Raw genomic sequence first — 14,553 nt, forward strand, 5'->3', positions numbered from 1 at the left:
TGAATTAGCGCAATAAATAATGAATGCCTTGATTGACAACAAGCCCCCCCACGATTAACCAGACAAATAAAATGAGTGCCAACAAAATAGGCTTAACCCCCGCTTGACGAATAGCACTAATATGGGTGGTTAACCCTAAAGCCACCATTGCCATGGTCAACATGATGGTATCAGCGACAATGATAGCGTTCACAAGGGATTCAGGTAATAAATGAAAAGAGTTGAAACCGGCTGTGATGATAAAGAACACCGCAAACCACGGAATCGTGATCGGTGATTTTTCTTGACGGATATTGCAATTTTTAACTGCCGTGCGGCTGAGGTAGCCGGAAAGGAGCAACAGAAAAGGTGCCAGTAGCATGACGCGGATCATTTTACTGATAACGGCGGCATTTTCTGCATCACTTCCTAATGTATGTCCAATAGCAACCACCTGGGCGACTTCGTGAACCGTCGAACCAGAAAAAATGCCAAATGTCTCCTGAGAGAAAGTAAGCCATTGATAATGGTCATTGAGTTGATAGAACCACGGATAAATAAAAATGGCCAGTGTGCCAAAAATGACGACTGTAGAGACAGCAACCGCAACTTTGCTGGCCGGCGCTTTGACAACCGATTCTGTTGCCATAATTGCCGCGGCTCCACAAATACTGCTGCCTGCGCCAATCAAGATCACGGTCTGGCTATCCAGTCGTAAAAAAACACGCCCAATCCATAATGCCATAAAAAATGTTGAAGCAAGCATGAGGACATCAATCAATATCCCAGTTGCACCAACATCAGTGATCTGTTGGAACGTCAGACGAAATCCATAAAGAATGATGCCTGCTCGCAGTAGGTAGTGTTTGGAGAAATGGATACCGCTATCACAGGTGGATTTTAAGAAAGGATACAGTGTGTTACCAATGATAATCCCCAATAAAATGGCAAGCGTCAGAGCCCCCAATCCCAAATTTATCAACCAAGGAGTAGCCCCAATATAGATGGCGAGTGCCGTCATCAGTGCGGCTAATATGATGCCGGGAATGAATTTTAATGCGGTATTTTGCTGAGTTTCGGTAAATTCTCCAGCTTGATTTTCAGGCATAATGGCGGCTCTATTACTTATACCAATCCAACTTCAAGTTGCCGCTTGCAAACCAATGTGAGTGTTGGTCTCTCCCCGCGCCGCGGGGAGAGACCAGATGCATCTTGAGAGGCGACGGGTATATACATTTTAGGAATAAGAATATAGAAGATTTATAAATCAATAAAATTGATAATATTTATATATATAACTACCAAATTAGATTGATTAAGGGTAACTTTTGTTAAGTTGCATAATACTGTCTAAAATCAAGACTACTTCTCTTTCATTTTGCTTCCCGCGAGGCCATATGCGTATCACTCTGAGACAACTGGAGATTTTTGCAGAAGTTCTGAAAAGTGGTTCAACGACACAGGCTTCTCAGCAATTAGCGTTATCACAATCTGCGGTAAGTGCTTCACTGACCGATCTCGAAGGACAGTTGGGAGTACAACTGTTTGATAGAGTCGGAAAACGTCTGGTTACCAATGAACATGGGCGTTTGCTCTATCCGAAGGCATTGGCATTACTTGAACAGGCTGGTGAAATTGAACAACTTTTCAAACTTGAATTGGGAGCGCTACGCTTAGCGGCCAGCAGCACGATTGGCAATTATATGTTGCCGGAAATGCTGGCGAGATATCGTCAAGACTACCCAGAGACACCGTTGGAATTGAATATCAGTAATACTGGCGATGTGATTAAGTCCGTTGCTGAATTTCGTGTCGATTTGGGGTTGATTGAAGGATTGTGTCACGATCCTGAATTGATCACCCAGCCGTGGATGAAAGATGAGCTAATCATCTTTTCTGCCCCAGGAAGTCCACTGTTGCAACATGAGCTGAAGATAGAAGATTTGATCAAAGCCCCCTGGATATTGAGGGAAAAAGGCTCAGGAACAAGAGAGGTTTTGGATCATCTTCTGTTCTCACAACTGCCCCGATTTAATATTGCGATGGAATTGGGTAATTCGGAAGCTATCAAACATGCTGTTCAATACGGCATGGGGATCAGTTGTCTTTCACGGCGAGTTGTCCAGGAGCAATTGAAAAATGGGACTTTATCTGAACTCGTCATCCCTGGGCTGAGTCTCAATCGTACCCTGTATCTGATTTACCATCGCCAGAAACATATGTCCAATGCGTTACGGAAGTTGCTGAGTTACTGCAACTAATATTGAGAATATAATCGTATAGCTAATAATTGGCTATGGATTATGAAGGTATCTTATAACCACGAATCGCCGCTATTCTGGGGACGAGGATTTGTTACAATTCCGCATTAAATTCATTTCAAATGATATAGGAACAGAATGTCTCAAGAAGAAAATATGCCGCGGGATCAGGCTCCCCAAACCTTGCGTCGTGAATTAAAAGCACGACATATGGCAATGATTGCCATAGGGGGATCAATTGGCACAGGACTATTTGTTGCCTCTGGTGCAACAATTTCGCAGGCAGGCCCTGGTGGCGCCTTACTTTCCTATGCATTAATTGGCCTAATGGTCTACTTCTTGATGACCAGTTTGGGCGAGTTGGCAGCTTACATGCCCGTTTCAGGATCGTTTTCAACTTATGGCTCTAAATATGTCGATGAAGGTTTCGGCTTCGCATTGGGATGGAACTACTGGTACAACTGGGCGGTGACGATTGCGGTTGACCTTGTCGCTGCGCAATTGGTTATGGGGTATTGGTTTAATGATATTCCTGGCTGGGTATGGAGTGCGCTGTTCCTGGGCCTGATTTTTCTGTTGAACTTCATTTCCGTCAAAGGATTTGGTGAAGCAGAATATTGGTTCTCTTTGATCAAAGTCTCTACGGTGATTGTATTCATCATTGTCGGCATTCTAATGATTGTCGGCATTATGAAAGGTGCCGAAGGTGCGGGTTGGCATAATTGGAAAATCGATGACGCTCCTTTTGCGGGGGGATTTGCTGCCATGATTGGGGTGGCAATGATTGTCGGTTTTTCTTTCCAAGGGACAGAACTCATCGGTATTACTGCGGGGGAATCGAAAGATCCAGCGAAAAATATCCCTCGTGCTGTGCGCAAGGTATTCTGGCGTATCCTGTTGTTCTATGTGTTTGCGATTTTAATTATCAGCCTGATCATTCCTTATACTGACCCTAATTTATTGCGCAATGGTGTGAAAGATATCAGTGTTAGTCCGTTTACGCTGGTATTTGAAAATGCTGGCTTATTATCAGCGGCGGCAATAATGAATGCAGTGATATTGACGGCTGTACTGTCAGCAGGAAATTCGGGCATGTATGCTTCTACCCGTATGCTATTTACGCTGGCAAAAGAGGGTAAGGCACCAAAAATTTTTAGCCATCTATCTAAAGGTGGTGTGCCGCGTAACGCGCTTTATGCCACGACTGTGGTCGCAGGGCTGTGCTTTTTTAGCTCTATGTTTGGTAATCAAACCGTCTACATGTGGTTATTGAATACCTCAGGTATGACCGGGTTTATTGCGTGGCTTGGCATTGCGATCAGCCATTACCGCTTCCGCAAAGGTTATGTCGCCCAAGGTTTGGATATGAACGAGCTGCCATATCGCTCAAATTTCTTCCCTGTAGGGCCGATTTTTGCTTTTATTTTATGCCTGACTATCACTTTGGGCCAAAATTATCAGGCGTTTTTGCAAGATAAGATCGATTGGTATGGCGTCACTGCGACCTACATTGGCATCCCGTTATTCCTGCTTATTTGGTTTGGTTATAAGCTGAAAAAGAAAACCCGCTTTGTTAAGTATAGTGAGATGGAATTCCCAAAATTCAAATATGATCAAGAATAATTTGTTAACAAATTATCGATGAATTGATGCTTATTAATTAAAGTATTATTGATTTTGTTTTACATAAACTGCCTGTTCTGTGATGGAATTGGCAGTTTTTGTTTTTCATGGACTTAGGGAAGAAATATCGACCGTAAATTTTGGAGATACCAATCCAATCGCATTGATAAGTATTCTTATTTGCTTTATTGTTAGCGGCACAATTGTTGTATGAAGAGGCTAACTAAAGTGAAATTTGTATTTCGAGCAGTCGTGAAAAGTATGAGTGTCAGCCTGATGGCAGGCTCTGCCATGATGGCAAGTTTTGCATCGTGGGCTGAAACAGTCACTGATGTTGCTGGACGTACTGTTGAGGTACCAGAGAAGGTCAATCGTATCTTATTGGGTGAAGGTCGTCTATTCCATTCTATTGCCATATTGGAAGGGGATAAGCCTCTGGCTCGTATTGCCGGTTGGCAAGGTGATTTCCGTAAACTGGATCCACAAACTTACGCTATTTATAAAGCTAAATTTCCTGAAATCGATAATATCCCCCTGATTGGTAACACCAGTGCTGATAGTGTTAGCTCTGAGAAAGTGCTTACGCTCAACCCTGACGTTGCAATTTTTGGTCTGTCTGGACACGGGCCAGGAAAAAACAGTGAGTTAGTGAAGCAGTTGGAAAAAGCGGGTGTACCTGTTGTTTTTGTCGATTTCCGTAATGATCCCCTGAAAAACACCTTACCTAGCATTCGTATGCTGGGTAAAGTTTTGCATCGTGAAGAGCAGGCGAATGCTTACACCGATTTTTACGAAAAAAATCTAAAATTGGTCACTGATATTACGGATCGTATACCCGATGCTAAGAAGCCTTCCGTATTTATTGAACTGAGAGCCGGTTCCAGTGAAGATTGCTGTGGTACAGCAGGCAACGGCAATATGGGGAATTTCATTGATTTGGCGGGTGGCAAAAACATCGCCAAAGGAGTACTGCCTGCGCCATTGGGTACAATGAATCTGGAAAAAGTCATTGCTGAAGATCCTTATATTTACATCGCAAGTGGTGCACAAGACCCAGGTGACAAAGGTGAAGGGATCAAAATGGGCGCCCAAACTTCTGTCGATACTGCCCGTGCTGGCTTGAAAGAAATTACTGAGCGTAAAGGTATCAATAACTTAACTTCCGTGAAGGAAGGGCGTAGCTATGCTATTTGGCATCACTACTATAACTCTCCTTATAATGTTGTTGTTACTCAAGTTTTCGCTAAATGGTTCTATCCTGAACAATTCGCTGATTTAGATCCGCAACAAACATTGAAAGAACTTCACAATAAATTCTTGGCTATTGAACCGGTAGGCACATATTGGGTCAACGGGAAATAAGCAGTAACAGGTAATAAACATGAGCGTCACTACCGAGCCTATGCCAATGGTAAAACAGCAATTGAGTGAGTGCGATATCAAAGCACACTATCGTTATATCCTGCGCCGACGTATTGCATGGATAGTATTTATCGTTCTGGCGATTGGGACTTCTGTTGTACTGGATTTTACCATGGGACCATCAGGGTTATCACTGCAAACCCTCTGGCAAACGCTGGTTTCACCAGAAAATGTTAACGTAGCAACACGGGTGATTGTTTGGGATATTCGATTACCTTATGCCTTGATGGCGGTAGTGATCGGCTTGTCTCTTGGGCTGGCCGGTGCTGAAATGCAAACAATTTTGAATAACCCACTCGCCAGCCCATCAACTCTGGGGGTTTCCGATGCCGCTTCTTTTGGTGCGGCATTAGCCATTGTACTAGGCATTGGTATTCCTGGAATACCGGATCAGTGGGTTATTTCTGCAAACGCTTTTTTCTTTGCGTTCTTGGCTGCCTTGATGCTTGATGGCATTACCCGTTGGACAAGAGTTGCAACCTCAGGCGTTGTGTTATTCGGAATTGCGATGGTATTTACCTTCGAAGCCTTAGTTTCGATGATGCAATTTATCGCTACGGAAGATACTTTACAGGGGTTAGTTTTCTGGACAATGGGAAGCCTTGCCAGAGCGACATGGGAAAAATTGGGCATTATGATGTTAGTTTTTTCCATCATTATACCGTTCTCATTGAGCAATTCTTGGCGATTGACCGCATTGCGTCTGGGAGAGGATCGTGCAATCAGCTTTGGGATCAATATTAGCCGCCTTCGTTTGGGAACATTGTTGCGTATCAGCATCCTGACGGCATCGGCGGTTGCATTTGTTGGTCCTATTGCATTTATTGGCTTAGTGGCTCCCCATATTGCCAGAATGATATTTGGTGAAGATCACCGTTTCTTCTTGCCTGCAAGTGCGTTGATTGGTGCATTAGTTTTGTCCATGGCTTCCATTGCTTCCAAGAACCTGATCCCAGGCATTATTATTCCGGTCGGGATCGTGACATCGTTGGTTGGCGTACCTTTCTTCCTTAGCATAATTTTACGCAATAGGGGAAATGTATGAGTCAGGGATTAAAAATCAATCGCCTGGTGGCAGGATATCCAAAACACACCGTGATTGAAAATCTGGATGTTAACGCCTTGCCGCGTGGTCAAATCACGGTATTACTGGGGCCGAATGGTTGTGGTAAATCCACGCTTTTACGTTCGCTGGCGGGGTTGAATAAAGCCAGTGGTGAGCTGTTGTTGGATGGGCAAGACCTGATGAAGATGAATTTTGCCCAACGTGCTCAAAACGTCGTTTATTTGCCTCAATCATTACCAGCCGGTGTGCATCTTCACGTACTGGAATCGGTGATCGTTGCCCAACGAGCATCGGGTGGCGTGAGTAATAGCCAGTGTGAACAAGATGTCATGGCGCTGCTACGCCAGCTAGGTATTGAACATTTGGCGCTGAGCTATTTGGATCAATTATCTGGTGGTCAAAAGCAGTTAGTTGGATTAGCTCAATCATTAATCCGCCGTCCGACGTTATTGTTATTGGATGAACCATTAAGTGCACTGGATTTAAATTACCAATACCATGTTATGGATTTAGTTGCCCGTGAAACGCGACGTCGTAATATTATTACGATTGTTGTTGTTCACGATATTAATATTGCATTGCGTCATGGTGACCATGTATTAATGCTAAAAAAAGGCAAATTAATTTCCGAAGGTAAGCCAGAGCAGGTTATTACACCCAGTAGTTTGGCGGAAGTTTATGGTATTAAAGGACGAATTGAACATTGTTCTCAAGGGATACCACAAGTATTAATTGATGGTTTAGTGACAGAATTAACAAGTTAGAATAATTAAAACAAATGTCACTTTAATAAAAGTAAAGTGACATTTGAACAATATAACATTGACAGGAATAAATTAATGACTCCTGTGTTGCGGGCAAGTGTCGGTTATCTATATCGATTTAAATAATTCTATTCTACCTTTGGAGAATCGGGAATGGCTGTCTTTGCAAAGAAAAAAATTGTATTAGGTATTATTACTGCTATTTCATCCTGCACGGCTTTAGCGACTCATCATGGAGAAGATAAAATTGTTGTCACCACTGCGTCAGGTTTCCAGCAAGAGATTGAAGATGCACCTGCGTCTATTTCAGTTGTTAGCCGCGAACAGTTGGAAACAAAAGCCTACCGTGATGTGACCGATGCATTGAAAGATGTACCGGGAGTGGTTGTTACTGGTGGTGGTAGCAGTAGCGATATTAGTATTCGTGGTATGGCATCACAATATACTATGATTTTAGTTGACGGCAAGCGCGTGGATACACGTAATACTCGTCCAAATAGTGATGGTTCTGGTATTGAGCAGGGGTGGTTACCGCCGTTGTCATCCATTGAGCGTGTGGAAATTGTACGCGGGCCAATGTCCTCCCTTTATGGCTCAGATGCTATGGGTGGGGTAATCAATATTATTACCCGTAAGGCACAAAAAGAATGGTATGTTAGTTTGCGTGGCGATACCACGTTCACAGAAAGTAAAAATTCAGGTAATAGTTATCAGACTAGTGCTTATGCTGCTGGGCCACTCATTGAGGGAATATTGGGGCTGAAAGTCAGTGGTTTGTTCTCTCACCGTAATGAAGATAAATTTATTGGTGGATTTAAAGAACAAGAAATACGTAATGGTGCGGCAACTTTCTCTCTGACACCTGATGAACAAAATAGTTTTGATTTTGAGATTGGGCGTTATGAACAAGATCGTGATACAACGGCTGGTAAGAGTAGTAAAACAAATGATATAAGCCGTTATAAGCGTAATAACTATTCAATTACTCACACAGGTGTTTATGATTTTGGTTCAATGACTTCTTATATTCAACGGGATGAATCGAACAATCCAGAGCGTGAGATGAAATTTGCGGATACACTCTTTAGTAATCAGACAACATTCACTCTTGATGATCATACATTAAATGCAGGGGGACAATATCGTTATGAAAGCCTGCGTGATAACGAAAATAAAATGATGTCTTCCAAAGGAGTGAATAAACTTACTCGCTGGAGTTGGTCATTATTTGCTGAAGATGAATGGAAGATGACAAATGATTTAGCTTTAACAGGTGGTATTCGCTTAGATAAGGACGAGATTTTTGGTACTCACTGGACTCCTCGATTGTATGGCGTATGGCATGCTGATGAGCAATGGACAATTAAAGGTGGAGTGTCTACAGGATATCGTTCACCTAACTTGCGACAAGTAGCACCTAATTGGTGGCAAGCAACTGGAGGGGCTGGAGGAAATCAGATTATTATGAGTAATCCAAATCTGAAGCCTGAGAAAAGTGTCACTAAAGAAATTGGTGTTATCTGGAATAATCAAGATAACCTAAATGCAAGTGTTACGATTTATCATACTGATTTTAAAGACAAGATAACCGAAGATGTGATCTGTTTGAAAAACTCCCCAAAATGTCCTCTAGGTACTGGTAATTTCGATATAGTTCGAGGCCGTACTAATGTTTCTAAAGCAGCAATGTTTGGTGTAGAAACGACAATGAACTGGGATATTACAGACAATTGGTCATTGGCAATGAACTATACATATACCAATACAGAACAAAAAAGTGGGGAATATAAAGGTAAGCCATTAAATGAAATGCCAAAACATATGGCAAATGCGACCTTGAATTGGCAAACACTACCTGGGATGCAAACTTGGGCTCGTATGAATTTCCGTAGTAAATCATCGGATTATCTGTCTCGTAGGACCAAGATAATAGGTGATAAAATGTTTCTCTCAATGGGAGATGGGCATCCATCCTACACTTTCTTTGATCTCGGTATGACTTATAAGGTAACGAAAAATCTTCGTGTATTAGGAGGTGTTTATAACATTTTTGATAAACAAGTTACTTCTGAAACACACGGTGCAGTCCTGGATGGCCGCCGCTACAACATCGGCATTAATTATGACTTTTAATTAATATTTCGTTTTCTATAAATATTAATCATTATACCTGTCATCCTGACATCATATAGAATCATCCCGTCATTATTTTTGTCATGATGGGATGATTTTTTACTATCAAAAAATCGTGATTCAATGGTAAATAGTTCTCCTCTGTGCTAAAAATTTATCAAAGGCTGATCAATGGATATGATGGCATTTAGTTTTAGCACTAACTCAGTAAGGGCCTACTCCATAAGGCTCTGTAGTGTCGTAAAAAATAATAGATTTTTGGTGCTATCGCGCTTGCTATTTCTGGACTTGACGTGCAAAATGCGTGCACTAAAAATAACTGATGTGTAAATATGCATCAGTTATTTTTTTTGCTTTGAATTATTTTTTACAACACCAAGAAGCCGGATCTTGTCCGGATCAATATTGACCATAAGCAATCATAGTTGAAACTGGGTTGCTGTACTGAGGAATGCAAACATGGAGCAATTATTCTCTTTTGCACTTGTGCCAATTGGCGCTCGTTGCTGCAACGATGACTATGGGGCATGGTCCTCTGTCAATTCACGATCCTCCAACTCTTCTTTCTTTTCTGTTTATAGACAGATGCGAAGTCTACCCAGTAACTATCGATTAAGTAGTTGTATTAGTACCCAGATCGAAGTTATGGGAGGTTTCGCTCATGTTGCATAATACCACCACCACTACGGCAACCGCGCTGGGTATTAACCAAACCAGTACAGACAATCGCGTTCAACTCAGAAGAACATTGACCCTGTTTCAAGTCGTCATGATGGGGCTTGCCTATCTGCAGCCGATGACTATTTTTGATACATTTGGCATTGTCTCTGGTTTGACTGGCGGGCATGTTGCGACATCTTATGCTATCGCATTGACCGCAATTTTATTTACAGCACTAAGTTATGGAAAACTAATCAAGCGCTTTCCATCGGCGGGTTCTGCTTATACTTACGTACAAAAATCAATGAACCCCCATCTTGGATTTATGGTGGGCTGGTCTTCGTTACTGGATTATATGTTGATGCCAATGATCAATGTCTTATTGGCAAAGATCTATCTACAGGCGCTTTTTCCTGGCATTGATCCATGGCTCTTTGTGGTCGTGTTGACTGCACTGATGACAATATTCAATCTGAGTGGCATCAATGTTGTTGCAAATATCAATAGCATCGTTGTGATTGTCCAGATTGCTGTTATGGTCATACTCGTTGGGTTGATGGTTCGCGGTGTTTATAATGGAGAAGGTGCAGGAACCTTACTGAGTATTCAGCCATTTACATCAGAAGAAGCCCAATTAATCCCGATGATCACTGGCGCGACAATACTTTGTTTCTCATTTCTTGGATTTGATGGCATTAGCTCGTTGTCTGAAGAAACACCCAATGCTGGCAAGGTTGTGCCTAAAGCGATTTTTTTGACCGCATTAATTGGCGGTGTGATCTTCATTGCAGTCTCTTATTTCTTACAGCTCTATTTCCCGGATATTTCTCGGTTTAAAAACCCAGATGCTTCCCAACCAGAAATTATCTTTTATGTTGCTGGTGCGTTATTCCAATATGTGATCCTCATATTTTCCAGTGTTACAGTCATGGCTTCGGGTATGGCTGCTCATGCAGGGGTATCTCGTCTGCTTTATGTTATGGGACGTGATGGCGTACTGCCTGAAAAAGTATTTGCTTATATTCACCCTAAATGGCGTACTCCCGCTATCAATGTCATTTTGGTTGGTATTATCGCCTTATCAGCATGCTGGCTGGATCTTGTGACGGCTACAGCACTGATTAATTTTGGTGCGTTGGTTGCCTTTACGTTCGTTAACTTATCAGTGATTTCTCAATTCTACATTCGTGAACGTCGCAATAATACCTTGAAAGACACCTTGAACTTTTTGATCTTGCCGCTTCTTGGAGCTGCAACAGTGGGTGTTTTATGGGTAAATTTGGAAGCAGACTCTATGGAGTTGGGCTTGGCTTGGGGAGGAATTGGCCTTATTTACATGTTCTTCCTGACTCGTAACTTCCGTCAACCCATGCCGCAGTTTACTGAATCATAGTCAGAAAGTATCTTAGGTTACTATTATTGCTAAAAAAACAGCACCTTCGGGTGCTGTTTCTCGGTAGAGATGAAGTGTATGTATTTTACCGGCACTTTGCCTTAGTCAAGTTCTGTTCATCCAACGGAGTTTGCCGCCAAGTTAAGAACATTTCCTCCCCAGATTGACCCACAAAAAAATTTCTCGTTTAATAAGATTATTCTCCGTTGTGTTGCCACAATATCAGTCGTCCCGCTATTTAATGAAAAAATAATCTAAGCATAAGAAACCTGGTCATATATCCCCTTTTAATGGGGGATAATACCGATTAAACGGTGTGAATAACCTAATGAATATGTTGATTTTTCAGATAACAGGTTTGGAGATTGAAAAATGATCACAAATAGAGTAAAAAATGAATAGACATAACGTAAGATATCAGCAATTTTTATTGTTTCCAACAGAGTAACCTTTGGAACAGTAATCTTTTGACGGGCGAGTAATGAATAAAAAGACCACACCTACACCCCATGATGCGGCTTTCAAAGGGTTCATGACTCAGATTGAAAATGCCAAAGATTTTTTTGACATCCATCTGCCGGAAAAAATTAAGAGATTGTGTGACCTTAGTACATTAACATTAACCAACTCTTCATTTATTGACCGACAGTTGCGCTCGAGAATGTCGGATGTCCTCTATTCGGTGAAAACTCAACAAGGGGATGGTTATATCTATGTCCTTGTTGAACATCAGTCCACCCCAGATAAAATGATGGCATGGCGAATGATGCATTATTCGTTTATGGCAATGAATCAGCATTTACAACAGGGAAATAAGGCATTGCCGCTGGTTGTGCCTGTTTTGTTTTACCACGGTAATAGCAGCCCTTACCCTTTCCAGCAGACCTGGACACAATGTTTTTCGTTGCCAGAGTTGGCGGAAGAGATGTATTTTAATCCGTTTCCGTTAGTTGATGTGACCGTGATTGATGATAACGAATTGGTGAATCATCGCAAAATCGCCGTGATGGAACTGGCAATGAAGCATAAAAATTTGCGGGAGGGGTTTAAGGTCGTGACCACGTTATTGGCACAGGCCCTTAAACACAATTATAATAGTGACAACGATGTGGTTACTATCCTTAATTACCTGTTTATCACGATGGATTCACCGCATTTTGAGCTGGTGATCCAGCAACTAATTGGACAGGCAGATAGTCATCAGGAGGTGATTATGAGTATTGCTCAACGATTACAGGAAAAAGGCCGAGAAGAAGGCATTCAACAGGGACTTTTACAAGGTATCCAGCAAGGTATTTCACAAGGCATTCAGCAAGGTATTTCACAAGGCATTCAGCAAGGTAGGAAAGAAGGTCAACGTGAAGCACGATTAGAAATGGCGCGGAGCCTGTTAAAAAACGGTGTCAATATCGAGCTGATTATGGAAAGTACTGGTTTGAGCCGTGATGAACTGCTCTCCTTGCAATAACCCCCAATTTCCCCCCTTTTTCGTGTTGTCTTGCCTGCGTTTTTCGGCGCGGGTAAGGGGCACGCGGGGCGAAGCTGAAAAACGCGCCATTTAGCTTATTGAACCTTCATAATACGGTGCCTAACCTCACAAAGTTTGGCACCGTCGAGCTTCAGCGGCTTACGGGGTATTATCCCCTAATCCGCGACCAGGCAGAGTCTGGCAAGTTGCCCCATTCGAAGGGGGAGCTACCTGTGAGTATTTTTCGTCTGGTGTAATATAAACTTGTGTTGTTGCTACATAACCATCATCAAAGGTTGCTTCTATATACGTAGCCTCCCACCCTGGGCTTGTATAGTTCAATGGAATATCAATTTTTTCGTCTGAGGGAATATCAAGTAATGATGGTATATATCTAATACCACATGCGTAGCGAAAATCTCTGGCTACAGGGTTTATCGCTGTCCAACGGGTGATTTTCACCGGTTTTTCTGAAAAACTTACCGTGAGGGTATTATCATGAATAAGACTCTTGATCTGCGGCAATGCTTCTTTATTCTGAAAGCGATTTACGAAAGAAATAATCGATTGTTCGGTAAATTTCTTGATGCCGTAGTGATCGGTGTTTGGTGCAATGCGTAGGGACTTTTCGCCTGGCAGTTTGTCATAATAAAATCGGGTATTATCAGGAGCATAAAAATCATCCCCGCTAGCATTGATGATATATTTAGGTATGGCGAGGCGTGATTGGTAAGTTGAGTTCATATATTGTAATGGATCTTCTATCTCCATTAATTTCGAAAAACGGGGTGTTTTTATTAACCTGTCGATACCTTGCTGATAATAGGGGTAAAAAGCAACAGGCCAGTTTCCTCCGTAGGAACGGTACATATGTTCCAATCCTGAAGTGGTTCCAAGTAAATCAATAACAAATGGGATAATGGCTTCAACGTCTGGATCGGAGATAGCCGTTAACCAGGTCGTCCATCCGCGTTTGGATGCGCCTGTAACGATGAATTTGTTGACATCCCATTTTGTCAGTTCTTGTTTTGCTACTCTCATCGCCTGAGATACTGAGGTAGCCATTGGAATGTGTAATGGCACCAATTCTCTCTGCTCAGGGGCGTCCATAAACAGTGCCCAGCTACGGGCAACGCTGTAGTCTTCTTTAAGTGGCTTCTTATCATTTTGGTACGTTAAATACTGATTAGGTATGTTACTGACTGAAATGACTATAGTCTTCGTTGAGCGGGCAATATTTGCCAGTACCTCCTCACTAAAATCGGTAGGTTTATTGGCCTCTTGTGAACCATCGCCATAGTTTATTCCATTATTCACCACGACAAGCGCTCGCTGTGATTTTGGCGTTTTCGGAATATACATATCAACATTATGTTGCCATTGGTCAGGGCTGACCAGATTATCAGGAGACCATGATTGTGAGGTCATCTTGTATCTATTTAATTTAATCTGAGATCGTGTTTCTTTACTGGTAAGCGAGTAATTAACCGGCTCTGTCGACAGTTTTTCTCGATAATCCGGTATAACGTGATAAAAACGACCATCACTGTTGTTCTGCCATCTCATTTTATTGTCTTTAGCCAGAGCAAAACTTCCCGTGGAAGCCAATATCATTAGCGTGACAATCATGCTTTTTACTTTCATCTTTTATCCTTAATTTAAAAGTTAAATATAATGTTGCTACTGCTGTTTGTTGTTCCAGGTTTAGTTTCAGTGGGCGACTAAATTGCTTTCCTGCTGATTCAGTTCGTGCTATGCCAAAATGGGAGATGTGGCTTTAGCTC

The 14,553-nt window shown here is 42.1% G+C and carries 10 protein-coding genes; 8 read left to right on the forward strand and 2 right to left on the reverse strand.

The features are described 5' to 3' along the window. Window positions 1–4 precede the first annotated feature (4 nt). Window positions 5–1,087, reverse strand: coding sequence for a YeiH family protein (locus tag Xkoz_RS00765; protein ID WP_099140297.1), 1,083 nt, complete (start codon window positions 1,085–1,087; stop codon window positions 5–7). Between the two features lie 289 nt (window positions 1,088–1,376). On the opposite strand from Xkoz_RS00765, the gene yieE reads away from it, so the two are divergent. The 8 genes from yieE to Xkoz_RS00810 all read left to right on the forward strand — a co-directional run bounded on the left by yieE (window position 1,377) and on the right by Xkoz_RS00810 (window position 12,769). Next, window positions 1,377–2,240: a DNA-binding transcriptional regulator YeiE gene (yieE, locus tag Xkoz_RS00770; RefSeq protein ID WP_099140298.1), complete on the forward strand. Its 864-nt coding sequence runs from the start codon at window positions 1,377–1,379 to the stop codon at window positions 2,238–2,240. A gap of 138 nt (window positions 2,241–2,378) precedes the next feature. After that, a complete protein-coding gene (locus Xkoz_RS00775; protein WP_099140299.1) occupies window positions 2,379–3,863 on the forward strand; it encodes an amino acid permease in 1,485 nt (494 codons plus the stop codon). A 228-nt stretch (window positions 3,864–4,091) separates the two neighbouring features. Next, window positions 4,092–5,225, forward strand: a complete 1,134-nt coding sequence (locus Xkoz_RS00780; RefSeq protein ID WP_099140300.1) for an ABC transporter substrate-binding protein — start codon at window positions 4,092–4,094, stop codon at window positions 5,223–5,225. A 19-nt stretch (window positions 5,226–5,244) separates the two neighbouring features. Beyond that, window positions 5,245–6,330 (forward strand): FecCD family ABC transporter permease, encoded by a 1,086-nt coding sequence (locus Xkoz_RS00785; protein ID WP_099140301.1) that lies wholly within the window; start codon window positions 5,245–5,247, stop codon window positions 6,328–6,330. After that, the gene (locus Xkoz_RS00790) at window positions 6,327–7,115 is read left to right on the forward strand and encodes an ABC transporter ATP-binding protein (protein ID WP_099140302.1); all 789 of its coding nucleotides are present in this window, start codon (window positions 6,327–6,329) and stop codon (window positions 7,113–7,115) included. The genes Xkoz_RS00785 and Xkoz_RS00790 overlap by 4 nt, the downstream gene beginning before the upstream one ends. Window positions 7,116–7,268: 153 nt before the next feature. Further along, window positions 7,269–9,248, forward strand: a complete 1,980-nt coding sequence (locus Xkoz_RS00795; RefSeq protein ID WP_099140303.1) for a ligand-gated channel protein — start codon at window positions 7,269–7,271, stop codon at window positions 9,246–9,248. 661 nt (window positions 9,249–9,909) lie between these two features. Then, window positions 9,910–11,301 carry an APC family permease gene (locus Xkoz_RS00805; protein WP_099140305.1) on the forward strand — a complete coding sequence of 464 codons (1,392 nt, stop codon included), beginning with the start codon at window positions 9,910–9,912 and terminating at the stop codon, window positions 11,299–11,301. Between the two features lie 481 nt (window positions 11,302–11,782). Continuing rightward, window positions 11,783–12,769 (forward strand): Rpn family recombination-promoting nuclease/putative transposase, encoded by a 987-nt coding sequence (locus Xkoz_RS00810; RefSeq protein ID WP_099140306.1) that lies wholly within the window; start codon window positions 11,783–11,785, stop codon window positions 12,767–12,769. Window positions 12,770–12,928: 159 nt separating this feature from the next. Here the strand turns inward: Xkoz_RS00810 and Xkoz_RS00815 are convergent, their stop codons facing one another. Continuing rightward, the gene (locus tag Xkoz_RS00815) at window positions 12,929–14,413 is read right to left on the reverse strand and encodes a PhoPQ-activated pathogenicity-related family protein (RefSeq protein ID WP_099140307.1); all 1,485 of its coding nucleotides are present in this window, start codon (window positions 14,411–14,413) and stop codon (window positions 12,929–12,931) included. Window positions 14,414–14,553: the final 140 nt, after the last annotated feature.

This window comes from Xenorhabdus kozodoii (assembly GCF_002632875.1).
Classification (GTDB): domain Bacteria; phylum Pseudomonadota; class Gammaproteobacteria; order Enterobacterales; family Enterobacteriaceae; genus Xenorhabdus; species Xenorhabdus kozodoii.

What these genes read in the sequence shown, in the direction of transcription:
- Xkoz_RS00765 (WP_099140297.1), bottom strand. Translation starts at nt 1,087, where the DNA reads ATGCCTGAAAATCAAGCTGGAGAATTTACCGAAACTCAGCAAAATACC.
- yieE (WP_099140298.1), top strand. Translation starts at nt 1,377, where the DNA reads ATGCGTATCACTCTGAGACAACTGGAGATTTTTGCAGAAGTTCTGAAA.
- Xkoz_RS00775 (WP_099140299.1), top strand. Translation starts at nt 2,379, where the DNA reads ATGTCTCAAGAAGAAAATATGCCGCGGGATCAGGCTCCCCAAACCTTG.
- Xkoz_RS00785 (WP_099140301.1), top strand. Translation starts at nt 5,245, where the DNA reads ATGAGCGTCACTACCGAGCCTATGCCAATGGTAAAACAGCAATTGAGT.
- Xkoz_RS00790 (WP_099140302.1), top strand. Translation starts at nt 6,327, where the DNA reads ATGAGTCAGGGATTAAAAATCAATCGCCTGGTGGCAGGATATCCAAAA.
- Xkoz_RS00795 (WP_099140303.1), top strand. Translation starts at nt 7,269, where the DNA reads ATGGCTGTCTTTGCAAAGAAAAAAATTGTATTAGGTATTATTACTGCT.
- Xkoz_RS00805 (WP_099140305.1), top strand. Translation starts at nt 9,910, where the DNA reads ATGTTGCATAATACCACCACCACTACGGCAACCGCGCTGGGTATTAAC.
- Xkoz_RS00810 (WP_099140306.1), top strand. Translation starts at nt 11,783, where the DNA reads ATGAATAAAAAGACCACACCTACACCCCATGATGCGGCTTTCAAAGGG.
- Xkoz_RS00815 (WP_099140307.1), bottom strand. Translation starts at nt 14,413, where the DNA reads ATGAAAGTAAAAAGCATGATTGTCACGCTAATGATATTGGCTTCCACG.